Source organism: Marinobacter shengliensis (assembly GCF_030297115.1).
In the GTDB taxonomy this organism is placed as follows: Bacteria; Pseudomonadota; Gammaproteobacteria; order Pseudomonadales; family Oleiphilaceae; genus Marinobacter; species Marinobacter shengliensis.
The window spans coordinates 2,461,041-2,487,539 of the sequence record NZ_AP028062.1; the positions used below are offsets into that span (position 1 = coordinate 2,461,041).

The 26,499-nt window shown below is 53.9% G+C and carries 27 protein-coding genes; 19 read left to right on the forward strand and 8 right to left on the reverse strand.

Annotated features, from left to right (window positions below):
* Positions 1 to 18: 18 nt before the first annotated feature.
* Both QUE75_RS11290 and QUE75_RS11295 read right to left on the reverse strand, forming a co-directional pair.
* Entirely contained in the window at positions 19 to 792 is a 774-nt protein-coding gene (locus QUE75_RS11290; protein WP_286250154.1) for an ABC transporter permease, read from the reverse strand.
* On the reverse strand, positions 789 to 1,739 hold the full coding sequence (locus tag QUE75_RS11295; protein ID WP_286250157.1) for an ABC transporter ATP-binding protein: 951 nt from the start codon (positions 1,737 to 1,739) through the stop codon (positions 789 to 791). Before QUE75_RS11295 ends, QUE75_RS11290 begins: the two co-directional genes overlap by 4 nt.
* Before the next feature lie 254 nt (positions 1,740 to 1,993).
* On the opposite strand from QUE75_RS11295, the gene QUE75_RS11300 reads away from it, so the two are divergent.
* Positions 1,994 to 3,112 (forward strand): organic solvent ABC transporter permease, encoded by a 1,119-nt coding sequence (locus QUE75_RS11300; protein WP_286250158.1) that lies wholly within the window; start codon positions 1,994 to 1,996, stop codon positions 3,110 to 3,112.
* Here QUE75_RS11300 and QUE75_RS11305 read toward each other — a convergent pair.
* From QUE75_RS11305 to QUE75_RS11315, 3 genes are all read right to left on the reverse strand, one after another.
* Positions 3,102 to 4,361: an HD-GYP domain-containing protein gene (locus QUE75_RS11305; RefSeq protein WP_230714199.1), complete on the reverse strand. Its 1,260-nt coding sequence runs from the start codon at positions 4,359 to 4,361 to the stop codon at positions 3,102 to 3,104. The genes QUE75_RS11300 and QUE75_RS11305 overlap by 11 nt on opposite strands.
* A 225-nt stretch (positions 4,362 to 4,586) precedes the next feature.
* On the reverse strand, positions 4,587 to 5,183 hold the full coding sequence (locus QUE75_RS11310) for a hypothetical protein (protein ID WP_286250161.1): 597 nt from the start codon (positions 5,181 to 5,183) through the stop codon (positions 4,587 to 4,589).
* 73 nt (positions 5,184 to 5,256) lie between these two features.
* Complete coding sequence (locus QUE75_RS11315) at positions 5,257 to 5,535, reverse strand: PilZ domain-containing protein (RefSeq protein ID WP_058091120.1); 279 nt, start codon at positions 5,533 to 5,535, stop codon at positions 5,257 to 5,259.
* Between the two features lie 180 nt (positions 5,536 to 5,715).
* On the opposite strand from QUE75_RS11315, the gene QUE75_RS11320 reads away from it, so the two are divergent.
* Both QUE75_RS11320 and QUE75_RS11325 read left to right on the forward strand, forming a co-directional pair.
* Entirely contained in the window at positions 5,716 to 6,729 is a 1,014-nt protein-coding gene (locus QUE75_RS11320) for a Fe(3+) ABC transporter substrate-binding protein (protein ID WP_138437558.1), read from the forward strand.
* Positions 6,730 to 6,896: 167 nt separating this feature from the next.
* Entirely contained in the window at positions 6,897 to 8,585 is a 1,689-nt protein-coding gene (locus QUE75_RS11325) for an ABC transporter permease (RefSeq protein ID WP_061332109.1), read from the forward strand.
* 87 nt (positions 8,586 to 8,672) lie between these two features.
* Here QUE75_RS11325 and QUE75_RS11330 read toward each other — a convergent pair whose 3' ends face one another.
* Positions 8,673 to 10,340, reverse strand: a complete 1,668-nt coding sequence (locus QUE75_RS11330; protein ID WP_061332107.1) for an AMP-binding protein — start codon at positions 10,338 to 10,340, stop codon at positions 8,673 to 8,675.
* A 252-nt stretch (positions 10,341 to 10,592) separates the two neighbouring features.
* Here QUE75_RS11330 and QUE75_RS11335 point away from each other — a divergent pair, with 252 nt between their 5' ends.
* From QUE75_RS11335 to QUE75_RS11345, 3 genes are all read left to right on the forward strand, one after another.
* Complete coding sequence (locus QUE75_RS11335) at positions 10,593 to 11,567, forward strand: ABC transporter substrate-binding protein (protein ID WP_106695906.1); 975 nt, start codon at positions 10,593 to 10,595, stop codon at positions 11,565 to 11,567.
* 66 nt (positions 11,568 to 11,633) lie between these two features.
* Positions 11,634 to 12,536, forward strand: coding sequence for an ABC transporter permease (locus QUE75_RS11340; protein ID WP_072677142.1), 903 nt, complete (start codon positions 11,634 to 11,636; stop codon positions 12,534 to 12,536).
* A gap of 9 nt (positions 12,537 to 12,545) precedes the next feature.
* The gene (locus QUE75_RS11345; protein WP_061332101.1) at positions 12,546 to 13,340 is read left to right on the forward strand and encodes an ABC transporter ATP-binding protein; all 795 of its coding nucleotides are present in this window, start codon (positions 12,546 to 12,548) and stop codon (positions 13,338 to 13,340) included.
* A gap of 70 nt (positions 13,341 to 13,410) precedes the next feature.
* Here the strand turns inward: QUE75_RS11345 and QUE75_RS11350 are convergent, their stop codons facing one another.
* Positions 13,411 to 14,217 carry a DUF6160 family protein gene (locus QUE75_RS11350; RefSeq protein ID WP_286250169.1) on the reverse strand — a complete coding sequence of 269 codons (807 nt, stop codon included), beginning with the start codon at positions 14,215 to 14,217 and terminating at the stop codon, positions 13,411 to 13,413.
* Positions 14,218 to 14,322: 105 nt separating this feature from the next.
* A complete protein-coding gene (locus QUE75_RS11355; RefSeq protein WP_286250170.1) occupies positions 14,323 to 14,499 on the reverse strand; it encodes a hypothetical protein in 177 nt (58 codons plus the stop codon).
* A 291-nt stretch (positions 14,500 to 14,790) separates the two neighbouring features.
* On the opposite strand from QUE75_RS11355, the gene QUE75_RS11360 reads away from it, so the two are divergent.
* From QUE75_RS11360 to QUE75_RS11420, 13 genes are all read left to right on the forward strand, one after another.
* Entirely contained in the window at positions 14,791 to 16,929 is a 2,139-nt protein-coding gene (locus QUE75_RS11360) for an adenosylcobalamin-dependent ribonucleoside-diphosphate reductase (RefSeq protein ID WP_286255672.1), read from the forward strand.
* A 30-nt stretch (positions 16,930 to 16,959) separates the two neighbouring features.
* Positions 16,960 to 17,658: a TSCPD domain-containing protein gene (locus QUE75_RS11365; protein WP_061332095.1), complete on the forward strand. Its 699-nt coding sequence runs from the start codon at positions 16,960 to 16,962 to the stop codon at positions 17,656 to 17,658.
* 329 nt (positions 17,659 to 17,987) lie between these two features.
* A complete protein-coding gene (locus QUE75_RS11370) occupies positions 17,988 to 19,367 on the forward strand; it encodes a hypothetical protein (RefSeq protein WP_286250174.1) in 1,380 nt (459 codons plus the stop codon).
* Between the two features lie 64 nt (positions 19,368 to 19,431).
* Positions 19,432 to 20,334 (forward strand): class A beta-lactamase, encoded by a 903-nt coding sequence (bla, locus tag QUE75_RS11375; protein WP_396631657.1) that lies wholly within the window; start codon positions 19,432 to 19,434, stop codon positions 20,332 to 20,334.
* Between the two features lie 92 nt (positions 20,335 to 20,426).
* Positions 20,427 to 20,741 carry a hypothetical protein gene (locus tag QUE75_RS11380; protein WP_286250176.1) on the forward strand — a complete coding sequence of 105 codons (315 nt, stop codon included), beginning with the start codon at positions 20,427 to 20,429 and terminating at the stop codon, positions 20,739 to 20,741.
* Position 20,742: 1 nt separating this feature from the next.
* Positions 20,743 to 21,243, forward strand: coding sequence for a hypothetical protein (locus tag QUE75_RS11385; protein ID WP_286250178.1), 501 nt, complete (start codon positions 20,743 to 20,745; stop codon positions 21,241 to 21,243).
* Positions 21,244 to 21,395: 152 nt separating this feature from the next.
* The gene (lepB, locus tag QUE75_RS11390; RefSeq protein ID WP_286255676.1) at positions 21,396 to 21,863 is read left to right on the forward strand and encodes a signal peptidase I; all 468 of its coding nucleotides are present in this window, start codon (positions 21,396 to 21,398) and stop codon (positions 21,861 to 21,863) included.
* Between the two features lie 197 nt (positions 21,864 to 22,060).
* Complete coding sequence (locus QUE75_RS11395; RefSeq protein WP_286250180.1) at positions 22,061 to 22,603, forward strand: DinB family protein; 543 nt, start codon at positions 22,061 to 22,063, stop codon at positions 22,601 to 22,603.
* Positions 22,604 to 22,674: 71 nt separating this feature from the next.
* Positions 22,675 to 23,577, forward strand: a complete 903-nt coding sequence (locus QUE75_RS11400; protein WP_286250182.1) for a glycosyltransferase — start codon at positions 22,675 to 22,677, stop codon at positions 23,575 to 23,577.
* Positions 23,578 to 23,622: 45 nt separating this feature from the next.
* Positions 23,623 to 24,159, forward strand: a complete 537-nt coding sequence (locus QUE75_RS11405; RefSeq protein ID WP_286250184.1) for a TFIIB-type zinc ribbon-containing protein — start codon at positions 23,623 to 23,625, stop codon at positions 24,157 to 24,159.
* A gap of 20 nt (positions 24,160 to 24,179) precedes the next feature.
* Positions 24,180 to 24,566, forward strand: a complete 387-nt coding sequence (locus QUE75_RS11410) for a RidA family protein (protein WP_286250186.1) — start codon at positions 24,180 to 24,182, stop codon at positions 24,564 to 24,566.
* Positions 24,567 to 24,631: 65 nt separating this feature from the next.
* Positions 24,632 to 25,630, forward strand: a complete 999-nt coding sequence (locus tag QUE75_RS11415) for a hypothetical protein (RefSeq protein ID WP_286250188.1) — start codon at positions 24,632 to 24,634, stop codon at positions 25,628 to 25,630.
* A gap of 91 nt (positions 25,631 to 25,721) precedes the next feature.
* On the forward strand, positions 25,722 to 26,405 hold the full coding sequence (locus QUE75_RS11420) for a DUF899 domain-containing protein (protein WP_286250189.1): 684 nt from the start codon (positions 25,722 to 25,724) through the stop codon (positions 26,403 to 26,405).
* Positions 26,406 to 26,499 lie beyond the last annotated feature (94 nt).

Sequence of the window (26,499 nt, forward strand, 5' to 3'; positions counted from 1 at the left end):
AGTTTTTCCTGAAACCTGTCAGTGGCGGATACCCTTGCCCCGGGCAAGCATACGCAGTGCAATGGTCGCCAAAAGGACAATGAAAACCAGAATCATACCAAGGGAGACAAACGGATTAACGTCTGAAACACCCAGTATGCCGAAGCGGAAACCATTCACCATATAGAGTATAGGGTTGGCCATCGACACGCCCTGCCAGAACCCCGGCAACATATCGATGCTGTAGAACACCCCACCAAGGTATGTCAGTGGTGTCAGCACAAACGTGGGCACAATGGAAATATCATCAAACTTGGTTGCCAGCATGGCATTGATAAAGCCACCCAGGGAAAACAACGCCGATGTCAGGAATACCGTCACCACCACCATGGGCAGGCTGTGAATCGATAACCGGGTGAAGACAAGAGACAGCAAGGTAACCACCAGGCCAATACTCAGCCCCCGGGCCATACCGCCCGCCACGTAACCGGCCAGGATAGTCCAGTTGGGAACCGGCGACACCAGAAGCTCCTCAATGCTGCGCTGAAACTTCATGGAAAAAAACGATGACACCACGTTGGCGTAGGAGTTGGTGATCACCGCCATCATGATCAGCCCCGGCACAATGAACTGCATATAGTCAAACCCACCCATTTCACCAATGCGCGAGCCGATCAGGTTGCCGAAGATAATAAAATACAGCGTCATGGTGACCGCAGGCGGCAACAGAGTCTGGGGCCATATCCGGGTAAACCGGCGAATCTCTCGAAGTACAATGGTACAGAATGCGGTCCACAAAGCATGCAAGGTCACGCCGTCACCTCCGCCTGCCGGTTGGTCTCACGGGCGTTATCTTCCACCATGCGCACGAACAGCTCTTCCAGCCGGTTGGCTTTGGTGCGCATGCTGATTGCCTTGATGCCCTGCTTTTCCAGCTCAACAAAGAGGGCGTTCAGGCCCTGCCCTTTGGCCACCTCGGCCTCCAGTGCCCCGTCGTCGTTGAGTTCGCAATGAAAGCCTTCGAGCTCCGGGGCGGCATCAACGGGCTGCTCGAGATCCAGCACGAATGTTTCCACACTCAGCTGTTTAAGCAGCTCGCGCTTGCTGGTGTGCCGGATAATCTCCCCGTGGTCAATGATCGCAATATTGCGGCAAAGCGCCTCGGCTTCTTCAAGATAATGAGTGGTCAGAATGATCGTGGTGCCCTGGCGGTTCATTTCTTCCAGGAACTGCCACATAGAACGGCGCAGTTCGATATCAACGCCGGCGGTGGGCTCATCGAGAATCAGCAGGCGTGGTTCATGCACCAGCGCACGGGCAATCATCAGCCGCCGCTTCATACCGCCAGACAGCATCCGCGACGGGGTGTCGCGCTTGTCCCACAAGCCCAGTTTCCGGAGGTACTTCTCCGCCGAGATCCTGGCCTGCTTGAGTGGAATGCCGTAGTAACCGGCCTGGGTGGTGACTATGTCGAAGACCTTTTCAAACTGGTTGAAATTGAACTCCTGTGGCACCACTCCAAGGTTCAGCTTCGCGGCGGACAGTTCGGTATCGATGTCATGGCCGAACACCTTCACCCGCCCACCGGATTTGTTCACCAACGAAGACACAATGCCCAGGGTGGTGGATTTTCCAGCACCATTCGGGCCCAGAAGTGCGAAAAAATCGCCTTCCTGTACCCGAAGATCAATCCCCTTAAGCGCCTGAAAGCCACTGCTGTAGCTTTTGACCAGCCCTTCAATTTCCAATGCGTAGGTCATAACCAAACCGTTATCTGAGAGGAACGTGTGCCGAAACCGGCAAATAGGTAGAGAGCTAGGTGATTGTGGCGATCTGACGAAAATCAAGGGGGGTGAGCACAACCAGGCAGACCACCGGCAAACGCAGAAACTGCGACAGGTTTCCCGATATACCTCTGCCGCCCTCCCTATAATGCTGTTACAACAACTTACAAAAAGCCTGACACCCGGCACCGGATGCGCCAGGCCAACGCGAAGGGATTGTACGACACACTATGAGATTCGTTCACCTCACCCGCCTGCTCTTACCTTTTTCCGCTGCATTTGTTCTGGCAGGTTGCCTGGACAGCGGTGGCAGTTCCGGCTCAGACGACACCAGTACCGGGCGTGTGCACTTCCTGGGGGTTAGTGGTCTCGTTTACCAAACCGCCAGCCAGGCCGGTACAACGGACGATCAGGGCCGTTTCCGCTACTATCCCGGCGAAACCCTGTCGTTCAATGTTGGCAATCTGCCCATTGTCTCTGACGTTCCGGCACGGGAATACGTAACCTTTCTCGAATTTCTGCCAGAGACCCGGGACGCCCTCAACACCCCCGGCGTGAATGACGAGGAACTTCGGGATCACACCATCAGCGAACAACAGCAGCTCAACAACATCACCCTGCTGAACATGACGCGGTTTCTGATGGCCCTGAACTGGACAGAGAATGTACCTGAAGGCTCAGGCATTGATATACGCACAAGAGTCGTCGACCAGTTAAACGCCGCCCTGGACAACCCGGACCTGCCCAACGCCCTGAATTTTAACGTCAACCAGGCGGAGTTCACCGCAGAAGACTCACCCGCCAATCAACTACTGGCGCAGATCTGCTTCTACCCGGAGGACGACGAGCTTTGCTCCGCCCCACCCACAGACGACGACATCAACAACGCACCGCCACGGCCGGAAAACGACGACGACATTGATCCAGATACCGACTATCGGGAAGACCTGGAAAACCTGCGTAACCGGATTCTCCAGGCCGTACGGACCCTGGAAGATGCAGACAACGAACGGGCCAGAACCTATCTACGCCGGGAGCTGAATGCCATCACCCGGGAAATCGGGCGCCGCTATTACCTGGCAGACCATAAAGCCAACCATGCCGCCAGCGACACCGAAATCAAGACGGTTGCAATCCGCAAGATCGGTGGGGAGCCAGAACTAGCTCAGTTGGAGGCAATCAGCAAACGGGAGCAGGATGTCGTTGTCCACTCCTGGAGCTGGCAAGACGCAGACGTAGACTACTTTGTGGCCGGGCCCAGTGGCGGAGAATCGGAGCTGCTGATCAACTTCAGACCAGGCAACACCTACCGCTGGGTACGCAAACAATTGCGGGTTGTTATCGATTGATCAGACTGTTCAGCGACCACCGGAATTCGCCACCGGTAACATCGTAAAGGGCTGGGTCCAATCCCTCTGTTCCGTGGGGCAGGCAGTCCCTTACAGTCACCGCTTCAGAGGCCGGACGGGATTGGTTGAATTTCGCCAGATCAATAATCCTGGCGGTTTTCAGGGGCTGGCAATCCGGGCCTTGCATCACCATCACCCGGGGCCATAGACGACGCTCTGGCGAGTGGGAAACCACAACACCCCGCTGGCCGTCGGACAGCTCCACCAGTGAACCGGTCGGGTAGATACCAATGGCCTGAATAAAGGCCTCAACCAGGTCCTCCTGGAATTCGATATTGCGCATGTCGTACAGCAGGGAAACCGCTTTAGCGGGGGTCAAGGGCTGCTGATCATCACGGGGTGCCGTCATCGATTCAAAAAACTCAGCGATGCCAGCCACCTTGGCCAGCAGCGGAATACGGTCGCCACGGATCCCCTGCGGGAAACCGGAACCGTTGTGACGTTCCCGATGCCCCTGCACCACACTCATCACCGCACGTGACAAGCCGGCGTGTTCAAGCAGTTTCACGCCCCGGGTAACGTAGCTACGATACTCCGCGTATTCTTCCGGCCCGAGTTGATGCTCGCGCATCAGCAGGTCTTTCGGCAGCTCGGTCTTGCCCACCTGAGACAGCAAACAACCGGTGCCAAGATGGTTCAGCAGGCCCTCATTCAGACCAAGCTGACGACCACAGACCAACGCCCAAACGGCGGTATTGATCGCATGGCGATAGATGTAATCGTCATACTGTCGGGTGCGGCTCAGCCACAACAGCGCATCCGGCTGGCGGGCAACACTTGCCACCATTTTACGGGCGACCTCGGCAGCCGGCCGAAGATCCGGCATCTGGCCAGATTGGGCTGTCGCGAATGTCTCCTTAAGCGCTTTCTCGGCATCCGCCAGCAAACGGCGGGAAGCCTTTACTTCTCTCTTGAGCGTGGTGGCGGTCTGGTAGATGACTGGCTCACGAATACTCAACGGAGCCAGTTGCAGCTCCTCCCGGCCGTTGGTACGGCTGGTGGACGCCTTACGGAAGGATTTTCCGGTCTCTTTACTCAGGGCGGCAGAATCCCGGCTCTCAGCCACATCGACCATCACCCACTTGCAGTGGGAAACCAGCGCCCGAATGTCGTTCTGGGAGCGGATATAGAAGCCCTGAATGGGGAACGGGGTCTGATGCCACGGCCGATCCAGGTCAGACACGAACATGCCGACCTCCAGATCATGAACCGCGATTTTCTTCTGCTGGACTCCCACCGCACACCTCAGAAAACTGGATTATTGGATATCAACCAGTTTGCCACTCTGGTTAAAAGACACCATTACAGTTTGGTATCCAAACACCACAGAAAGGAAACAAGGAGTAACGCAAGTTATCAAACCGCAACGAAATGTAGCATCGTGAACGGCATCACAGGCTGAATGCCACACTCGTCAGTCTTCTTTGCACTCACTTTCGTTGAACGATGGCAGGCGGGCGCTGAGCGTGCCCCTGGGAACTTTTCTGGCGTGAACGGTATAAGCAACCGGCGACGGACGCAGATAATCCATGTTTACCTCGTCATCACCCCGCTTAACCACTACAGATTCCGGCCGGCAGCTCACCAGCAGGCCGAAACTCGACCCTATATCGGCGACACCCTGCAGGGTCGCTCCCTGCTCAACCGCTACACACACATCCTTGCCCGTAGCCGGCTGGCCAGTGGCTGCGATTCGGTCTTTCCCAGGCTCACCACAGGCCCTGATACCCTCGCCACAGGCGCCGCTGTCACTGTGGTTCTGGTCAGTGATACGCCACGCCCTTTCGCTGCACTGGGTTTCCAGCCGGATAGGCGTCGCCTTGTTGCTGGCCAGCCACCAGCCGGGGTATTCGGCACTTTGCCAGGACACCCTCACCTGGCGGGTTTCGCCTGCGGAGGTCTCGGCCGGGAACATCGCATAGTGTGTGTAGTAACTGGCGCAGCCGTTCAACACAAGCAATGAACACAACACCGCCACCAACCCGGAACGCCCTGAAAAAGCGAAAGTCATCAGTAAAGCCGTCCTTTCAAAACTCAGACTCGAAGGCTTCCATTATCGGGATTGGGCGGGGACATTCCACGGACTATTCATCATTCTGGTCAAACTGCAGGCCAAAACCGTCGTTGGTCTGCCGCACCACCACCATATCGAGTGTAGGTGCCGGCACCGGCAAACCCTGCACCTGCACGGTTACCTTGTCGCCTAACTGCGGCGCAAAAGGCTCGTCGTTGAGTACGATGAATACGCCTCCGTCCGAGATATCCCGGGTTGAAAACACGAATTCACCAAACTGTTCGTGTACCACCTTAACTTTCGCACTCAAAGCGGTGCGGCTGTGCACTCTGCGATCGTTGTCTACCATACCCCGGGAACCCTGCTTTTGGCCTGTTTTTTATAGTGTTATCAAGCATAACACCATTTTTACACAAATATCCCTCCGGCGTTATTGACTCAAACCGTGATAGCAATGAGAATAGTTGTCGTTTTTAACTGCCTGTGAGTTTATCTATCAGGTGAGCCAGACAAAAGGAAGGAAAACACTATGCGAATGAAACTAGCAGCCGCTGTTGCCATCGCCCTGACCGCCACACCGATGGCTGCCACCGCCGATGGCGAAGTAAACATCTATTCCTACCGCCAGGCTTATCTGCTGGAGCCGCTGTTGAATGCCTTTACCGATGAAACCGGCATCAAGACCAACGTTGTCTTCGCCAAGCAGGGTCTGGCAGAACGTCTGGAACGTGAAGGCCGTAACAGCCCGGCCGACGTGGTTATGACGGTCGATATCTCCCGCATCAACGAGCTGGTTGAAAAAAACCTGGTCGCGGAAGTAGACAGCGACACCGTTAACAAGAACATTCCGGAAAACCTGCGTCACCCGGACGGCAAGTGGTTTGCCCTGACCACCCGTGGCCGCCTGATCTTCACCTCCAAAGACCGGGTTGAAGAAGGCGAGATCAGCACCTACGAAGACCTGACCGATGCAAAATGGAAAGGTCGTATCTGCACCCGTAGCGGCAAGCACCCGTACAACGTAGCGCTGGTGTCTTCCATGATCGCCCATCATGGCGAAGAAAAGGCTCAGGAGTGGCTCCAGGGCGTTAAAGACAACCTGGCACGCAAGCCCCAGGGCGGTGATCGTGACCAGATCAGAGCTATTGCCGAAGGCGTGTGCGACCTTGCCCTGGGTAACAGCTATTACTACGGCAACATGCTGATGGACGAAAACCAGCGCCCGACCGCCGAGCAGGTCAACCTGGTGTTCCCGAACGCTAACGATCGTGGCACTCACGTGAACATCAGTGGTATTTCTCTGACTCAGAGCGCGCCCAACAAGGACAACGCCATCAAGCTGATCGAGTTCCTGTCCTCACCGAGCGCACAGCGCATCTACGCCGAGGCCAACTCTGAGTACCCGGCAAACCCGGAAGTCAAGCCAACCGGCATGGTTGCTGAGTGGGGCGAAATGAACCCGGACACCCTGTCGTTGCAGGAAATCGCCAACAACCGCAACGCAGCCGTTCGCCTGATTGATCGCGTCGACTACGACGGCTAACCAATTGGCGCCGACATCAGGCGCCTATCAGAAAGGGTACCAACAGCACGTTGGTACCCTTTTTAGTGTCTGTTTCAGAGACAGAAATGACCCCCGTCATTGCAGTGAGCCCCCTCAGTATCTAAAATCGCAATTCTTCTCATCACCACTTCCATAACGGGACAAGCATGACCGAGGTCGTTTCCAGTGCCAATCCGGGGCTTTCGCAACCACTTCTGGCCAAACGCACCTCGAAACGATGGATGATCAGTGCCCTGATCACCACGGCCATTGTCGCTTTACCGGTCTTCTCTGTGCTTTACCTGGCCTTGTTCCCTGATGAGAACATCTGGCCACACCTGATGGAAACCACCCTGCCCCGCTACCTCACAACCACCATCAAACTGATGATTGGCGTGGGCATTCTCACATTGATCATCGGGCTTTCCACCGCCTGGGCGGTCACCATGTGCGAGTTCCCGGGGCGAAAATTCTTCGAGTGGGCCCTGCTGCTGCCCTTTGCGGTGCCGGCCTACGTGATTGCCTACGTTTATACCAGCCTGCTCGACTACGCTGGGCCGGTCCAGAAAGCCCTACGGGAATGGTTTGGCTGGCAAAGCGCCGCAGACTACTGGTTCCCGGAAATTCGCAGCCTGGAAGGGGCGGTCCTGATGATCGGCCTGGTGCTGTACCCTTACGTTTACCTATTGGGCCGCGCTGCCTTCATGGAGCAATCGCCGTCGCTGTTTGCGGTCAGCCGCAGCCTTGGCCATTCCGCGATCAGTACGTTTTTCCGGGTAGTATTGCCCATCGCCCGGCCCGCCATCGCGGTAGGCTTGTCACTGGTACTGATGGAAACCCTGAACGACTTCGGCACCGTCGACTTCTTTGCCGTACAAACCCTCACCCTGGGCCTGTTCGATACCTGGATGAATCTGGGCAACCTGGGCGGAGCGGCCCAGATCGCCACCACCATGCTTATGTTCGTGGTGATCCTGGTGACACTGGAACGCTACTCTCGCCGGCGCCAGCAACAATTTGCCGCCCGCGATAACCGCGACCCCATCCACCGCTTTACCATGTCTTTTCCGCGGCAGATGATTTGCCTGGCCGTATGCGCCGTCCCACTGGTATTCGGGTTCATTATTCCGGGCGCCACCCTTGGCTACTACGCCTGGGAATACTTTGATGAAAGCTGGAACCCGAACTTCATTCGCAACACCTTTAACAGCCTGTTCCTGTCTGGTACCGCAGCGCTGACCACCCTGCTGATTGGTGTTACCCTCGCCTACAGCCGCCGGCTGCACAATACCCGGGGCATGCAGGTGCTGATGCGCCTTTCCAGCCTGGGTTACGCCATGCCCGGCGCGGTGCTTGCGGTTGGGGTCATTATTCCTTTGGCCGGTTTCGACAACTGGTTCGATGGCCTGATGCGGGATTACTTTGGCTTCAGCACCGGCCTGCTGCTGAGCGGCACTGCGTTTGCCCTGGTGTTTGCCTACACGGTTCGCTTTTTGGCGGTTTCCGCTGGCAGTGTGGAAAGCGCCCTGCAAAAAATCACACCCAGCATGGACATGGCCTCGCGCTCGCTGGGTCACACACCCGGTAAAACCCTGGTGAAGGTGCATCTGCCCATGCTCAGGGGCACCTTGGTGACAGCGGCCCTGGTGGTGTTTGTAGACTGCATGAAGGAACTGCCCGCCACCCTGATACTGCGTCCATTCAACTACGAAACCCTGGCCACCTACGTGTACCAGTTTGCTTCCGATGAGCAGCTGTACCACAGTGCACTGCCCTCCCTGATCATCGTGCTGGCGGGCATCATTCCGATCATTCTGATGAGCCGGTCCATCTCCAATTCCAGGACCATGACCTGATTTCGGCTGACTCAGAACCTGGCCCATAAACAGAAAGGCCCGGCAAATTGCCGGGCCTTTCTGTTTTCTGCGTTGTGCCTACTGCGATTACTGCCAGATGACCGGCTGCTTCTTCGCGTACCAGCTATCCACTTTCTCCTGGTAGGCGTCTTCAACCACGTTACGCTTGAGCTTCAGCGTCGGGGTCAGGAAGCTGTTCTCGATGGACCACTCATCGCTGACCACAGTAATGAACGCCAGTTGCTCGTGGGGATCAACGGTTTTGTTCACGTCTTTGATCAGCTGAGTGAAGCTCTCTTCAATTTCCTTGCGGAAGCTTTCATCGGCCATCTTCGGGCGAATCTCCTCACCCAGCAGCACCAGGGCATGGGGCTGGGTCTGGTTGGCACCAGACACACACACCATTTCAATGGCGTCATGGGACATCAGACGATTCTCAATCGGCGCAGGGGCAATGTACTTGCCCTTGCTGGTCTTGAAGATCTCCTTGATGCGGCCCGTCAGCTTCAGGCGGCCCATCTCATCGATCTCGCCCTTGTCGCCGGTCTTCAGGAAGCCATCCTCGGTAAAGGTTTCCTTGGTTTTCTCTTCGTCCTTGTAGTAACCCATCATGGTGGCCGGGCTCTTCACCAACACTTCGCCCTGCTCGCTGATTTTCACCTCAACACCCGGCAGCGCCTCGCCCACGTAACCGGTACGGGTACGGCCCGGCTTGTTCATGTGCGAATAGGCAAAGTTCTCAGACATGCCGTAGCCTTCCAGCAGCTCCAGGCCCAGGTTGCGGTACCAGTCCAGCACATCGTTGGACAGCGGCGCGGAGCCGGAGCCAGCCAGCTTGACCTTGTCCAGGCCAAGGCCTTTGAGGACTTTCTTCTTGATCAGCTTGTTGACCAGCGGAATCTTCAGCAACCGCTCGAGCTTCTGCTTGGGCACCTTCTGCAACACGCCGTGCTGGAACTTCACCCACAGGCGAGGCACAGACAGGAACAGCGTGGGCTGCGCCCGCTGCAGATCCTGGACAAAGGTATCCAGGGACTCAGCAAAGTACAGATGGAAGCCGGCATACAGAGAGCCCAACTCTACAAAGGTACGTTCGAACACGTGGGCCAGCGGCAGATAAGACAGCATGCGCTCTTCGGGGCCCACACCCAGAGTCTCAATGCCACCAGCAGCGGCAAACGCCATGTTTTCGAAGCTGAGCATTACACCCTTGGGCCGACCAGTACTGCCAGAGGTGTACACAATGGTTGCCAGCTCTTCCGGCTCACGGTGCACCTGACCTTCCAGCGGCGGGTACTTGGCCACGATGTCGTCCCAGGTCTCGAAATCGTTGGGCGGGCTCAGGGGGTAGGAAATGCAACGCACGGAATCCGGAACGCCCGGCTTCATGCTGTCCCAGTCGTCCAGCTTGCCCACAAACAGAACCTCGCATTCGGCGTGGTTCAGGATGTAGTTGACGGTATCCGCATTCAGGGTCGGGTACAGGGGTACGGAAATATGGCCAGCCAACCAGATCGCCCAGTCGGTCATGATCCATTGCGCGCAGTTCTTCGAAATAAGACCAATACGGCTCTTTTCCGGCAGGTTAAGGGACTTCAGGTAAGACGCCATCCTGCGGGCTTCATCAATTGCCCGGCCCCAGGTGTATTCAACCACCTTGCCGTTGCCAATCGGCTGAGTCATGTAAGGGGAATCAGCTTTCGTGGCTTCCCAGTGGTACAGCATATCGAGGGGAAGTTTGTTTGTTGTGTCCATGGACCTTCCTAGTTTGTCTTTATAGTTGGGGGGTATTGTATTATTAGACTTTCGTAGCCTATTTCAACACACCCCTGCACGTCAAAACGTGACCAAACCAAAATATCTGCATTTCAGACAAATGCGCAATAGCAACTGATAAAGTATCGCCCATCCCTACCCCGAAACCTATATCCCTGTGGTAAACTTGCGCACTTTCATTTTTCCGCCCCGGCAAACGGGGACATCAGTCACTGACTCGGAGATGGGCATATGGCCAAGAAGACCTTGCGCACCCTGATCGGCGCTTCGCTGCTGGCAGCAGCAAGCCTGGTTCAGGCTGAAGAAACCCGTGTAGTTGCCATCACGCAGATTGTTGAGCACCCGGCACTGGATGCCGCTCATGAAGGCATCAAAGATGAACTGGCCGAACGCGGCTACCGCGTGGGTGAAAACCTACGCCTGATGCACGAAAGCGCCCAGGGCAACTCAGCGATTGCTTCACAGATTGCCCGCAAGTTCGTGGGTGAAAGCCCGGACGTGATTGTTGCCATCGCTACCCCGTCTGCCCAGACAGTAGCAGCCGCAGCCCGCAACATTCCGGTTGTGTTCTCCGCAGTGACAGACCCGGTAGCGGCCAAACTGGTCCAGAGCCTTGAGGCTCCGGGCGCCAATATCACTGGCGTAAGCGACATGCTGCCTATTGAGAAGCATTTGGACATGCTGCAGCGCATCATGCCGGATGCCAAGCGCATCGGCACCGTTTACAACCCCGGTGAAGCGAATGCCGCCGCCCTGATCGATCTGCTCGACGAGCGCCTGGCGGCCCGCGACATGCAGCTGGTTAAAGGTGCTGCCACCAAGACCTCTGAAGTACTGGGTGCGGCCCGGTCACTGGTTGGCAAGGTAGATGCCATCTACCTGACCACCGACAACACCGTGATCAGTGCCGCCGAGGCGGTGATTTCCGTTGGCGAACGATCCAAGATCCCGGTATTCGCGGCAGACACCGCCACTGTTGAGCGTGGTGCTGTTGCCGCTCTTGGGTTCAACTACTACAACCACGGCCGCCAGACCGGCGCCATGGTTGTGCGCATACTGGAAGGTGCCGGCACCGCCGACATGCCCGTTGAAACCATGGAAGAGCTGGACCTTTACGTAAACCCGGCCGCCGGTGAGCGCATGGGTATTACCCTGTCCGAAGACCTCATCCAGGACGCAAAAGAAGTCGTCAAAAGCGACAAGTAACGCCTGACCAACACGGGCGGACCCCAAAAGGGCCCGCCCGTTTTCTTTCACGGTGATTAACTACCCATGCTCAGTGAAATCGCATTCTACGGTGCTCTTGAAACCGGCCTGATCTACGGCCTGGTTGCCTTTGGTATTTACCTCTCTTTCCGTGTTCTCGACTTCCCCGACCTGACAGTGGACGGCAGCTTCCCCCTGGGTGCCGCCGTAGCCGCCGTTCTGATCCTGGAAGGCTGGAACCCGTGGGTTGCCACCGGCTTTGCCGCGCTGGCAGGCATGGCGGCAGGTGCTGTAACAGCCATCCTGAACGTCAAACTCAACATCCTGAACCTGTTGGCCTCCATTCTGACCATGATCGCGCTGTACTCTGTGAACCTGCGCATCATGGGCCGGCCGAATATCGCATTGCTATCAGAAGAAACGGTGCTGACGCCCTGGTATTCCCTGGGCCTGGAATTCCATCAGGTACCGGTGATTCTGTTCCTGATCGTCGTGGCGGTCTCTCTGGTGCTGCTGTGGCGCTTCATGAAATCGGAAACCGGCCTGGCCATGCGAGCCACCGGCTCCAACGCCCGCATGGCGCGGGCTCAGGGCATCGCCACGGGCGGCATGATCATTCTCGGTGTGGCACTGTCTAACGGCCTGGTCGGCCTGGCCGGCGCCCTGTTTGCCCAGAGCCAGGGCGCCGCCGATGTCACCATGGGTGTGGGCGTGATTGTTATCGGCCTGGCTTCCCTGATTGGTGGTGAGGCGGTATTAACACCGTCGACCGTTATGCGCGCCCTGCTGGCCTGTGTGATCGGCGCCATCATTTACCGCCTGGCCATCGCCTTCGCACTGAATGCAGACGTACTTGGCCTGCAGGCCCAGGATCTGAACCTGATTACCGCGGTACTGGTCACCCTGGCAATTGTTCTGCCCGGCGTTCGTACCAATCTCACCAACCGCTTTACCCGCAAGAAGGCCTGAGGAGGCACTATGATCAGCGCTACCGATCTACGGCTCACCTTCGGCAAAGGAACGCCACTGGAAAACCCGGCGTTGCGGGGTATGAGCCTGACCGTTAATCAGGGTGAGTTTGTGACCGTTATCGGCAGTAACGGTGCCGGCAAATCCACCTTCCTGAACGCCCTGTCGGGCGAGGTGATGGTGGACAGTGGCCAGATTATCGTCGACAACCAGGACGTTACCCGCCTGCCCACCCACAAACGGGCTTCGCGAGTGGCGCGGGTGTTCCAGGACCCCCTGGCCGGCACCTGTGAGAACCTGTCCATCGAGGAAAACCTGGCACTGGCCATCAAGCGCGGCCAGCGCCGTGGCCTCACCACCGCGGTAAAAGGCAAGTACCTGCCGCAATTCCGGGACAGCCTGGCCACCCTGAAGCTGGGCCTGGAAAACCGCCTGGGCGACAAGATGGGCCTGCTCTCCGGTGGTCAGCGCCAGGCTGTCAGCCTACTGATGGCCAGCCTCACGCCGTCCAGTATCCTGTTGCTGGACGAGCACACCGCGGCCCTGGACCCGAAAACCGCCAACTTTGTTCTGGAGCTCACGCAAAAGATCATTGAAGAACAGAAGCTGACCGCCCTGATGGTCACCCACAGCATGAAACAAGCGCTGGAAGTGGGAAGCCGCACAGTCATGCTGCACCAGGGACAGGTGGTGTTCGACATTGCCGGTAAAGACCGGGAAGGCCTGGAAGTAAAAGATCTGCTCGGTCTGTTCGAGAAACAGCGCGGGCTGGAAGTGGACGACGACAGCCTGTTGCTGGGCTGAGTTCATTTCCACTAAAAACAAAACGGGGCCACGAAGGCCCCGTTTTGGTTTTCAGGCAACGCTCAAGCCATCAATGGCCGTAGATGCGCATCGAGGTATTGGTAATCGCCAGGTCGTCCAGCATAACCGACCCAATCGACGTGCCACCAATCAACACACCACCAATGCTCAGGTCGGCCCGGAAGCTGTCCATCTCAATGGCCAGAACCTCCGTGCCAGCGGCATTGGCGCCCTTGAAGATATCCAGATCCACCGTGGCGAACAGCCGTAAGGGCTGGGGCGCCTGCAGATCATAATCCGCTCCGGTGAGCCGGAGATCCCGGATACCCATGGCCAGGAACGGAATATCAAAGTCCATGTCATCAATGGCGATATCCGTTAACAGTCTCAGGGTATCCGTGGCGGTATCCACCCGGATGGTGCCAGAGCCAATCAGCATGTCCATCTGGAAGTTATCCATGATGGTGGTGCTGCCATCGGTGCCAGTCAGATTCCAGGCACCTGTCGTCATGCGGAAATCAACCGCGTTGAAGCTCAGGGGCAGAAGGTTGATAATCGCATCGCCATCGCTGGCAATATCAATATTGACGCGGATATTATCCAGGCGATCGCTCGCCTGCCCAACCAGGTTCACATTCATTTCAGAGAACATGTCCGTGCGGTTGGCGCCGCCGACGAAGATATCGTTGATTTCCAGCGACCCTTCATCGGTGTAGATAAACCGATCAATATTCAGCCGTGTTTCCAGCTCAATAGTGACACCCGCCTGACCGGTGATGTTACCCATCGAGATTTCATCCAACGGCTGGAACGCCATGGCGGCAGGGGCTGCCCCCGCAACACACAGCGCAAGCATGGTAGGTTTCAGGCCTTTCATTATTCTTTTCCTTTTATAGTAGTTATCACTTCCTGTGGGCCACTGCGGTGTTACGACGCCACCCTCATACTCTACCGACACGTCGCATCTCGATACGTGCAGACATCACAAAAACTTGCACATCACAACAATTTTCACTGAACGCTTTTTAACCACAACATCTAGTGATTCCCCCGAAACCGCGCTGAACGCCCACACAGCAGGGATTTTGCGCGTTGCAAGTATTCTTCCATTGATTTTCTTTGCACTCAAAGCCCATTCAATAGTTGCTCTCTTATTCACAGACCACTATATCCTGTTATACTTCACGAACAAGAAGCCCATATATAGGGCAAATAACAACCACACAGCCCGCCGCGCGGGCGCCGGGAAAGCCGGCAAAAGCAACTCCGACAGCAAGATAAAGGCAATCCACCGGCTCTGAACAGGCGGCACCTTCCGCCAGGCAAATACCACATCTAGTGTTTTTGACCAAAAAATGGGCCGGCAGTAAGAACGCAACACCACTAAAAAGGGGCATGGCGCCGGGGACGGCACCATCAAAACGAGACATACTGGAAACCGAGGGTGGCAATGAACGCTAAGGCACAGGCAGTGATCACAACGATTCCCATGCAGGAAGCGTCGCTTGATATCTGGCACAGCAAGTACCAGCTGAAGACCAAGACAGGCGAAGCGGTCGACAAAGACATCAACGCAACCTACGAGCGCGTTGCCAAGGCCTTGTCGGAAGTGGAGAACAAGAATGTACGCAACAAGTACATGAAGGAGTTTCTCTGGGCCCTGCAGAACGGTGCCATTCCGGCTGGCCGGATCACCTCCAACGCCGGTGCGGAAGCTCACAAGCCTGCCACCTCCACCATCAACTGCACGGTTTCCGGCAGTATCCAGGATTCGATGAACGACATCCTGGAGAAAAACCACGAAGCGGGCCTTACCCTCAAGGCCGGTTGTGGTATCGGTTATGAGTTCTCAACCCTGCGCCCCCGCGGTGCCTACGTCGCCGGCGCCGGCGCCACCACTTCCGGCCCGCTGTCGTTCATGGATATCTTCGACCGCATGTGCTTCACCGTGTCTTCTGCCGGTGGCCGCCGCGGTGCCCAGATGGCCACCTTCGATGTACACCACCCCGACGTCATCGAGTTTATCCAGGCCAAGCGTGAAGACGGCCGCCTGCGCCAGTTCAACCTGTCTCTGCTGATCACCGAAGACTTCATCGAAGCCGTACGCAACGGCGACGACTGGCACCTCTCCTTCCCCGTCACCAAAAAAGAAGCGGAAGACGAAGGCCTGGACCTGAACAACGCCGAGCAGTTCCTGTACCGCGATTTCCCGGTTCAGGACGGCTACGTGGTAAACGAAGAAGGCAAGGTTGCCTGCCGCATCTACAAGACGGTGAAAGCCCAGTTCATCTGGGACACCATCATGACCAGCACCTACGACTACGCCGAGCCAGGCTTCATCCTGATCGACAAAGTTAACCAGATGAACAACAACTGGTTCTGCGAAGACATCCGCGCCACCAACCCCTGTGGTGAACAGCCCCTGCCCCCATACGGCAGCTGCCTGCTGGGCTCCGTGAACCTGACCAAGTTTGTGGACTACCCGTTCACCGACAAAGCCAGCTTTAACTACGAGAAGTACCGCAAGGTAGTGGGCATCTTCACCCGCATGCTGGACAACGTCGTGGAAATCAATGGCCTGCCGCTGGCCGAGCAGCGCCATGAAATCACCTACAAGCGCCGCCACGGCATGGGCATCCTGGGCCTGGGTTCTACCCTCGCCATGCTGCGCATGCCCTACGGCTCTGACGATTCCGTGCAGTTCACCGAAGACGTGGTACGGGAAATGGCCGTGGAAGGCTGGCGCCAGTCCCTGGCCCTGGCTGAAGAGAAAGGCCCGGCGCCCATCATGGAAGACGAGTTTGAAATCACCCCCAAGATGATGAACAAGTGCCCGGACCTGGCCAAAGACGGCTACAAAGTGGGCGACATCCTCAAAGGCAAGCTGCTGCACGCCAAGTACAGCCGCTACATGCAGCAGATTGGCGACGTTGAGCCGGAACTGGTGAAAAAGCTGGCCGAGAAAGGTGGCCGTTTTACCCACCACACGTCTATCGCGCCTACCGGCACCATCAGCCTGTCGCTCGCCAACAACGCCAGTAACGGCATTGAGCCAAGCTTCTCGCACCATTACGCCCGGAACATCATCCGTGAAGGCCGTAAAACCAAAGAGAAAGTGGATGTATTCAGCTTCGAGCTACTGGCCTACCGCCATCTGGTCAATCCCGGCGCTATGCCCTTCTCCGAAGACGAAGACAAAAAGCTGCCCAGTTACTTCACCACCTCCGATGATGTAACCCCCACGCAGCACGTGGATATTCAGGCAGCGGCACAGAAATGGGTAGATTCCTCCATTTCCAAAACAGCCAACGTGCCCACAGACTTCGCGTACCAGGACTTCAAAGGCATTTACCTGTACGCCTACGACAAGGGCCTGAAAGGCTGCACCACCTTCCGCTTCAACCCGGAAGCCTTCCAGGGCGTACTGGTTAAAGAGAAAGATCTCGAGAACACGTTGTACGAGTTCACCCTGGATGATGGCAGCAAAGTGACCCTCAAGGGCAACGAACAGGTAGAGTACGACGGCGAAACCCACACCGCCGCCAACCTGTTTGATGCGCTTAAAGAAGGCACTTACGGTAAATATTGATCCCGGGAACCGACAGACAGGACAACGAACATGACAGTGAAAATCAGCAACAAGATTGTCGGCTACCGAGTCAAGAAAGCCGACACGGAAACCCCTAACGAGCACCAGGCACCGGTAATGGCTGAAACCAAGCCGGTGGAGATGAACGAAAACATCGAACGGCCGGATTTCTTGCTGGGCACCACCTACAAGATCAAACCGCCGGTGGCTGAGCACGCGATGTACATTACCATCAATGACATCCTGCTGAACGAAGACACCGACCACGAAAGCCGGCAGCCGTACGAAGTGTTCATCAACTCCAAATCCATGGAACACTTCCAGTGGGTTATCGCCCTCACCCGCGTAATCTCTGCGGTATTCCGCAAAGGTGGCGACGTAACCTTCCTGGTGGAAGAGCTGCGCAGCGTGTACGACCCCAACGGCGGCTACTTCAAGAAAGGCGGCGTGTTCATGCCCTCACTGGTTGCCGAAATCGGCGCCGTGATCGAGAAGCACCTGAAGGCCATTGGCCTGCTGGAAAGCGACGAGCTGAGTGAAACCACCAAGCGCATCCTCGCCGAGAAACGCGCCGAGTTTGAAGCCAGCCAGAACAAAGCCACCAACGACGACAGCGGCAGCGACTACCCCGCCAACGCCACCATGTGCGGCAAGTGCAACACCAAAGCGGTGATTGTGATGGACGGGTGCGCTACTTGCCTGTCTTGCGGCGACAGCAAGTGCGGTTGAGGTGATTGACCACTGAGTGATGAAAAGGCCTGGTTGCGGAAGCTGCCAGGCCTTTTTGTTGGGGGGAATGTTTGTGGCGCGTCGTTATTGGTTAGAATGCGGCTCCGCTGGGATTACTAAGTTGGATCTGACTTGTTTCTTTTTTGGGTTTGTAGTTACATGATCTTTCCAGTTTTTTGGCATCGGTGATGGGCGTGTTTGTATTATTGATGCGGGATAATGAAGCGAGCAGGTAATCGCAATAGTGAAGACTGCTATCTAATACGCTGTTATTCCCTCGGCGGCACCCGTGTACGAGAGGATTATTCTTGAGATTACATCTAAGCAACTTGGACGAACTGATTCAAAATGTTCGTAACGTTCACGCGAAAAATTACCTAAACGAATCCATTGCAGCATACCGAACAGGGGCATACCGAGCATCTCTGATCGCAACATGGATTGCCGTGTGCGTAGATATAATCGAAAAGATACGAGAACTTAGTCTTAGTGAAGACCCAGCGGCAAAAAAATGGGAACAGCAGCTAGACAAAATTCAGCCTAATGACCCGAGGGCCATGCTGGACTTTGAAAGAGACCTACTCAATATCGCTTGTGATGATCTGCAACTTATTTCAACGATCGAAAAGTCACACCTAGAGCGCTTAAAAGATGATCGCAATATATGTGCGCACCCGACATTTTCGGATGATGGTAGTCAATTCTCTCCACCCGCAGAACTAGCTTTAGCCTACATCGTTCAGTCAGCAAATTATCTGCTAGTTCATCCTCCAGTGAAGGGAAAGGTAATTGTTCAGAGACTGTACGAATTGATTAACGAACCCTCGTTTCCAGAGGATGAGGAGAAAGCGTTCACTTTGCTTTCATCAGAAAATAATTTAGGACGAGTAAAAGATAGCGGTGTAAGAAATCTAGCTATCCTCATCTTTAAGAGGATATTTCGCGACGAAACAGGCGTTTCACAGGAACTATTAAATCGTTTATCTGCTTCTTTGAGCGCGATACAAAGGCTGTATCCCGAAATCTATGACGAAGTTGTTTCTAACAAGCTGGTGGGCATGCTATCGGAAGCGAATGACACTCGGCTCAAACGGATATTCCCATTCCTGAGTTTGAGAAATGAGCTTTGGTCTAAAGTTGAGCATGCAGAAAGGGTGCGCATCGAAGGGTTAATTAACGCAATGAGTCCTGAGGAAATCTCAAAATACCAAGTCACCCGGCTTGTTGAGATAAACGCAGAAATAAGAAGTCAGATCTTTCAAAAAATTGATCGCTTAAATGATGTTGAGAAAGCCAAGGTAATAGCGACCTTCCCCTCGGTCTTTTTTAAAGATAGGTCTATTCATTTGTTTTCTGAGTCGCTCAGCTTCGATTCGGCTGAGTTTAGGGGGAATCAGCTGATACTCCCCATTAGCTCTACTTTCAATGACAAGGATTTAGAAAGCGTTTTTAATGGTGCCATAGAGAACACTGGCTCGTATGGAATTAATCAGGTACTGAACGCTGGCGCAATTGGAGCATTCTTTTCTGGTCTCTATACCGAGACGAAAGCTGCGCCGTTAAATCATCAAGCACTCTGGAAAGGCTTCTGGAAAAAAATTTCAGACAAAGGGTTCTCGTACAAAGCATTGCGGGAAAAATTAACAGATGACCATTACATTGTTCCCGAAGTAGAAAACGAAGAAGACGATGACGATATTCCTTTTTAAAAGGCATAACCAATGCGTCAATGGGACCGTGGAGTTCCCTCAGTTTAGTGGCCACGCATAGCCCATGATGAAGGTTGAACCGTTGATGATATTCCAAAAGCTTATCGCAGCTACTTTACTTACCTTGTTCACCTCAGTTGCCGCGGCTGACCAACATAACTCCCTGATTAAAACTGTCGAGAAAGTCGCTGACGACCTGGAGGCCCGTGTTGGCTTTTCTGCTTACGACCTGGAGTCGGGCCAGAGGTGGGAATATCACGCTGATCAGCGTTTTGCGATGTCCAGCACGTTTAAAACCCTGGCTTGTGCCTCCCTGCTCCATCGGGTCGATACGGGACAGGCGAACCTCGGCAGAAAGGTGCATGTTTCAGAATCCGATCTCGTGTCCTACTCCCCCATCACGGAGAAGCACGCTGGTGGTGAGGCGATGACCCTGTCAGATCTTTGCGAGGCCACACTGACAACGAGCGATAATACGGCCGCAAATCTGGTTTTACGAGAATTGGGCGGGCCAGAAGCAGTAACCTCGTTTGCGAGGCATTTGGGAGACGACGTAACGCGTCTCGACCGGTGGGAAACGGAACTGAATGAAGCGTTACCAGGCGATAACCGGGACACTACAACGCCAAATGCAATGGTCAGGAATCTTCAAATCTTGCTGTTGGGTGATGCATTATCCGAACAGTCCAGAGAGCAACTGCGTGATTGGCTCGAAGGCAACCAGGTTGCGGACGGGCTTTTTCGGGCTGCTGTACCAGAGGGCTGGACTGTCGCAGATCGAACTGGGGCGGGAGGTTTCGGGTCGAGGTCTATTACGGCCGTCATCTGGCCACCTGAGCGCCAACCTATCATTGTGGCGCTGTATCTGACTCAGACGGAGGCTTCCTTCGAAGGGCGGAATGCGGCAATTGCTGAGATAGGTGAAGCGATTGTGTTGACGGTGCCGTTTGCCCCCAGCCGCCGCTAAGGGTTCATCTATGGAGTTAACTAAGCGGGCTTGATAGAATTTTCGTGGCATCGGGATGATGCCATTGAGTCATTTGCGAAAAGGAAAAGGGAATGAGATCAGACGACAGGGAATATGTAGCTGCAGTAATCAATTTTTTCTGGCAAGGTTTAGCTCAGCCTCACTCGGTAAACGAACACGCCGCAAAGGTAATGTACGAAGCCCTCACAGAAGCTCAGTCATGTACTGCATCAATGGATTTAGTACCAAGACCGTCTTACACTCCAAGCATTAATTACATCATCAAAGAAATAGTAAAGATTGGCCAGAGAATAATGTCTGGAGATACCTCGCTCTACAACATGTGTCGAGATCAGGTTTCCGCAAACTATAAAACTCATATTCGCGCGGCATTGTGGGGTATTTAATATGAAAAAGGCTTTTATTTTTTTATTTATATTATTTTTTCCTTTCTCATTAACCGCAGATGAAAGTCGTTTGCGCGTGGTTTATGGAAATCTTGATTTTTATGTTCCGAACAACCCGCTACTCATAGGATACCTTGGAACAGATAGCGAAATTTTAATCGCGAAGTACAGCGTTGAGCCCGGTAAGAATATCGTTGGTTTTAGCCTTGATAAAGAGATAAATACAGGTGGCTGTAGCCCGGAAGTCTTCTTTAGATCTGTTTTAGGGGAAAATGAAGCTGGGTGTGATATCAGAGCCATTGACTCATTTCGATATGTTTTTATGAGAAACAGGGATTCAGGAGTCTGGCCAGGTAGCGATAAGGATTTTTTCTACTTTATCGGTCCAGACAAGTCTACTGTATTTATGACCCAAAATAACAATGATAACGAAACATTCAAGATAGAATCCAATTTTTTGAGCAAGGAAAAAATTAAGGATATTTTCTCTAGCCATCTTTAGTTATCTGAATTTCATTTTAAATAATGCTCAAGCGCCAGTAACCTCGGAAGGCACGGAGACTTTCGCCTGCGAGGCCACTCCTCAGACTGGCATACGACAATCGTTATTTGCTCAAAGGAATATCAATGAGGGTAAGTTTAGTTCTGATGATCATGGTACTTTTTAGTGCGCCCACCTCCGGGAGAGAGTTCATTCAGACCGGATCATCCATGGAACCCACAATAAAGGATGGACAAAAAGTTGAGATAGGGATTCTTTCTTCGTTTAGCTATGAACCTAAACGCTGGGATGTTGTTGCATTGAAAAACCCTCGGCAATTCAATTTATTGATTTTTAGAATTGTTGGCCTTCCTAACGAAACAATAAGGCTAGAAAAGGAAGGAGTCTATATCAACGACGAAATGGTAAGACTTCCGGAAAATCTTGTTCAATCTGGGGTGCACTATTTGCCAGCATCGGCTATCGCGAAAAATAAAAATTATACAAAAAACCTATATACAACAAGAGAAGGAGAATACTTCCTCCTCGGAGATAACACTTTTAACGCTAACGATAGTCGCTTTCAGCTCGGCATCGTCCGTCGAGACTCAATACTTAATAAAGTTGAAGGCAGCTTTTAAACAATGTAGAACCAAACCATCAGATTCATTTTGCACTTCCCCACATCGGTAGGCACACTCCACCTTGCGAACACAAAACTGGCGACGGGAAAACGAGTTCAAGGCGCTTGCCAATGCGCGTGGCGGTGACCACTCGTCATAACGGGCGTTGCAACCTGATGCAGTAAAGTTGGCACTTTGAATGAAACGGAATTCCAATGAACGTGAAAAACCATTTTGAATTGCTCGCCACATACAATCAGTGGATGAACGCAAAGGTCTATGAGGCGGCGGGAAAGCTGTCGGCCGACGAATTAACGAAAGGCCGCGGCGCTTTCTTTGGCTCGATCCTGGGCACCCTGAACCATATTCTCGTTGGCGATACCATCTGGCTCAAGCGTTTTGCTACTCACCCGTCGTGCCAGGAATCGCTGCGTGGAGTCGCGGGCCTTGATACTCCGACTAGCCTGGACCAAGTTCTCTTTGGTGATATCGAGCGCTTAACTGAGCATCGAATCTGGCTGGATCGACAGATCATCGATTGGATAGCTCAGCTTACCGAAGAAGACCTGGATGTAGTTCTCTCCTACCACAACACCAAAGGGGTTCCGGCAAAAAAGCGGTTTTCGAGCCTGGTGCTTCATTTCTTCAACCACCAAACTCATCATCGTGGGCAGGTGTCGACTTTGCTGTCCCAGGCAGGGGTGGATATCGGGGTGACTGATCTATTGGTTCAAATTCCAGAAGAGTCTCAAGCATGACCCATCGCTTCAGTTCCGCGGCCTCCCCTGCGGCACCTCAGCCCCGCAATGGACACCAATAAGGACAGCTTGTGCCTGCGTCAGCCCCCCTGGTCAGCATCATCACACCCACCTTCAACCGTGAGCGGACCATCACGCAAGCGGTCGAGTCTGTGTTGGCCCAGTCTTATCCCCACTGGGAGCTGATCATCGTTGATGATGGCTCCCAGGATGGTACCCGCAAGAGTCTGGCCAGTTACCTGGATGATGACCGCATCCACTACCATTTTCAGGAGAACCAGGGCCAGAGCATTGCCCGGAATCTGGCGCTTCAGTACGCCCAGGGAGAGCTAATATGTTTTCTCGATTCTGATGACCTGTGGGTTCCAGAGAAGCTGGAGCGGCAAGTGACGCTGATGGAGGCTCACCCGGACGTGGACGTGCTTCACAGTGATGAAATCATGATCGATGAACAGGGCCGCGAGTTGTCCCGCAAGAATATGCGCCGTTACTCCGGGCGGATTGCCCGGCAGATGCTGGTGGACAACAGCGTGAGCATCAACACGGTCATGGCGCGGCGGGAATGTTTCGATACCATGGGCGGGTTTTCCGGCCGTTACGGCGTTGCCGACGATTACGACATCTGGCTGCGTTTTTCGGCCCGGTTTACGTTCACTTATGTACCCGAGTATTGGGGCTATTACCGGGTGATGGAAGATCAAATTTCCAGCGACAAGAAACGCCGATTTGCCGCTAACGAAGCGATTATTCGTGATTTTATCGAGGAGTACGGAAGCACGCTCGAACCCGGTGACATCCGCTGGGGTCTGGCACGCTTCTACTGCCGGAAAGCCCGCCATTTTGCATCAGTAGGAGACTCTGCGACGGCCTGGGGCGCGGTTGCTCAGGCGTTGCGGTATGCTCCCCTGGATTCGGTGGTATGGCGCGCGGTTTATCGGGTGATATTTCCCCGCCGTGGTGCGAGACAAGATTAACATTGGCAGCCTCTCAGACTGGCTTTCATCAAAAAAGGAATGACCATGAAATGCCCCAAATGCAGAACCACTGACCTGACACCCACCAAAATTGAGGATGGCCTCCCGGTTATGGGTTGTCCAGGCTGTGAAGGCGCTTCTCTGTCACTGCTCTACTACCGCGACTGGGCGGAAAGAAATGAGCCCGTCGAGCAGAGCGATCACTTTGATGCAGATGTAACCGTCGAGAACGATGCTAAAACCGCCCTCTCCTGCCCCAAGTGCAGCAAGCTGATGACCAAGTACTCGGTATCCAGCGAGCACAAGAACCGTATTGATCTTTGCGGTTTCTGTGATGAGGCCTGGCTGGATGGCAGCGAATGGACGTTGCTCAAATCCCTCGAGCTGGCACACAAACTTCCCAAGGTCTTTACCGACCAATGGCAGCGAAAGGTGCGGGATGAAAAAATGGAGAGCAAAAAAGTCGACCGTTTGAAGAGGCTGGTTGGGGAAAGCGATACCGCAAAGGCCGTAGAAGTCAGGGATTGGCTGAAGAACCACGAGAGAAAGTTGGCTATTGTTCAGTTTATTGGCTCGGAATAACGGCGCTTGGTGAGGAACTTATGAAAAAACGGGTAAGTTCGGGCTCTCCCTTGGAAGAACCCATTGGTTTTTCCAGAGCCTGCAGAATTGGGAACATGATTTCTGTATCAGGTACAGCACCAATAAAAAATGGTGAAACGACCTGTATCGGGGACGTTTACGGCCAGACCAAGTATTGCCTGGAACTGTCTATTCAGGCTATTGAGGAAGCTGGTGGGAGTCCCGACGATATTATAAGAACTCGCATTATGCTTACGGATATAGCTCGCTGGGAAGAGGCAGCAAAAGCACATGGTGAGCTATTTTCTGTGATTAAGCCCGCCTGCACCTTTGTTGAAGTAAGTCGGTTCATCAACCCCGACTGGCTTGTGGAAACGGAAATTGATTGTGTCTTGGGGCAAGTGTAATAAACGCTCTGCAGTCTCGGTGGGCGAAACAGCAGGTGCTTCACAAACATAACGGGAGAAGCAATGTGACCACCCAAGCGGCTATCGAACAGTCTATACGGCGTAACTTGCCGATCTTGTTTGGCAACAGAGAACCTGCAGACGATGATGCTTTTCTGAAGAGGTTCGACTCGCTCGCTGAATACGCTGCAACTGTGTCGGAACCCTTCCTCAGGCCAGAAACGACACGTTATCAGTCCATTTTGCTTTATGTGTCTCTTGTCTTTGTTTCAATTGGCCTTTTCGGAATCGGCCAGATCACGTTTGGCGAAACTCTTCTTTTCGTAGATCGAAGGTTGTTATTTGTCTACACAGCCTTCATCGCAGCGGTGGCCGTAATTTTCCTCATGAAAGCTTACGTGGACTATCAGCGTGCAAACTTTAGCCGTAGTAAAAATTTTAGAGCCATAGCAGAGATGCGGGAGGTTCTGGACGTCTCGTCGCTGAGAAAAAACGTTCAGTATTATTTCTGGGAGGAAATCTCGAATACCATTGGGCGCGCATATGAGCCTTTTCATGATGCCATGTCGAAATCCCTGGGCCAGACACCTGACGTCGTTCCAACGTCCACCAATTTGTTCACTATGGATCTCGAGGAACTCCGTAAAATTCCGGAATTAACGGCCACGATTGAAGCGAACGAGAAATGCCTTGCAGAGCTTTCAGATGAGTTAGCCAAGGACGTAGCTAAATTTGAGGAAAAGGCCGAGATAATCTTGAAAGCACGAGAAGCTGCAGGACATGACGATCCTTATCGGGTGTTCTCAGATAGCTCGTTTGAGCGCATAAACAAGGCGTTCGATGAATGCCTGGGCAGCTGGTTCGACCTGCGAAACAGGCTGCAGGACGAAAATCTATCTGTCATCTTCGGTGAAGCAACGAATAGCTCCCAACACAAAAGGGCGAAGGCTGTACTACGGTTGCTAGAGAGAATTCAAAGGATACGGCGTATTTATGTGGGCCTCGAAGTCTTTGCTCCAGTACTGTTCGCAGCAATTGCTATCTTTTACGTATGGTCGCAGTGAGTGTGACGCCAAACAGCTTTTTCCTGTTCCCCAACGCTGATTGCTGAACGGTACACCAAGTACTGAACATCAAATGAGAGGGACCTTAAGTATGCGAGACCGTAAGCAACCATTACCGACAATCGTGTCAAATGAGGAATGGGAAGCCGCCCTCAGTCAGTTACTGGTTAAAGAAAAAGAGGCCACCAGAGCGCGGGATGCCTTGAGCGCTGAACGCCGAAAACTGCCCATGGTCAAGGTAAAGAATGATTACCTGTTCCAGGGCGAAGAAGGCAGTGTGTCTTTTCTTGACCTGTTCGGCGGGCGCCGCCAGCTCATTGTTTATCATTTTATGTTCGCACCCGACTGGAAGGCCGGTTGTGACGGATGCTCCTGGCTCGCCGACGCCATGACCCACCCTGCCCATTTGCATGCCCGCGATACGTCGCTTGTGATGGTGTCACGCGCACCTTACGAGAAGCTTGCGCAGTACAAAAAGCGTATGGGCTGGTCGATGCCCTGGTACTCGTCTTTCGAAAGTGACTTCAACTATGATTTTGGCGTAACGACAGCAGACGGAGAAAGGCACGGCGCAAGCGTATTCCTTCGTGACGGGAATGATGTATACCGCACTTACTTTACGGGTGCCCGTGGCGTTGAGTACCTGGGTAGTCTCTGGACGTATCTGGATTTGACGCCTTATGGTCGCCAGGAAACCTGGGAGGATTCGCCGGAAGGTTGGCCACAGACAAAGCCGTATGTGTGGAATCGTCGTCACGATGAATATGACTTGTGAGGATGCACCGCAAACAGGATACCGGTGTCAGGTAATGGCCAAAATGACCTTTATCGTTTTTATCCTGGGGGCTCTACCTTCCATTGGATTGGCC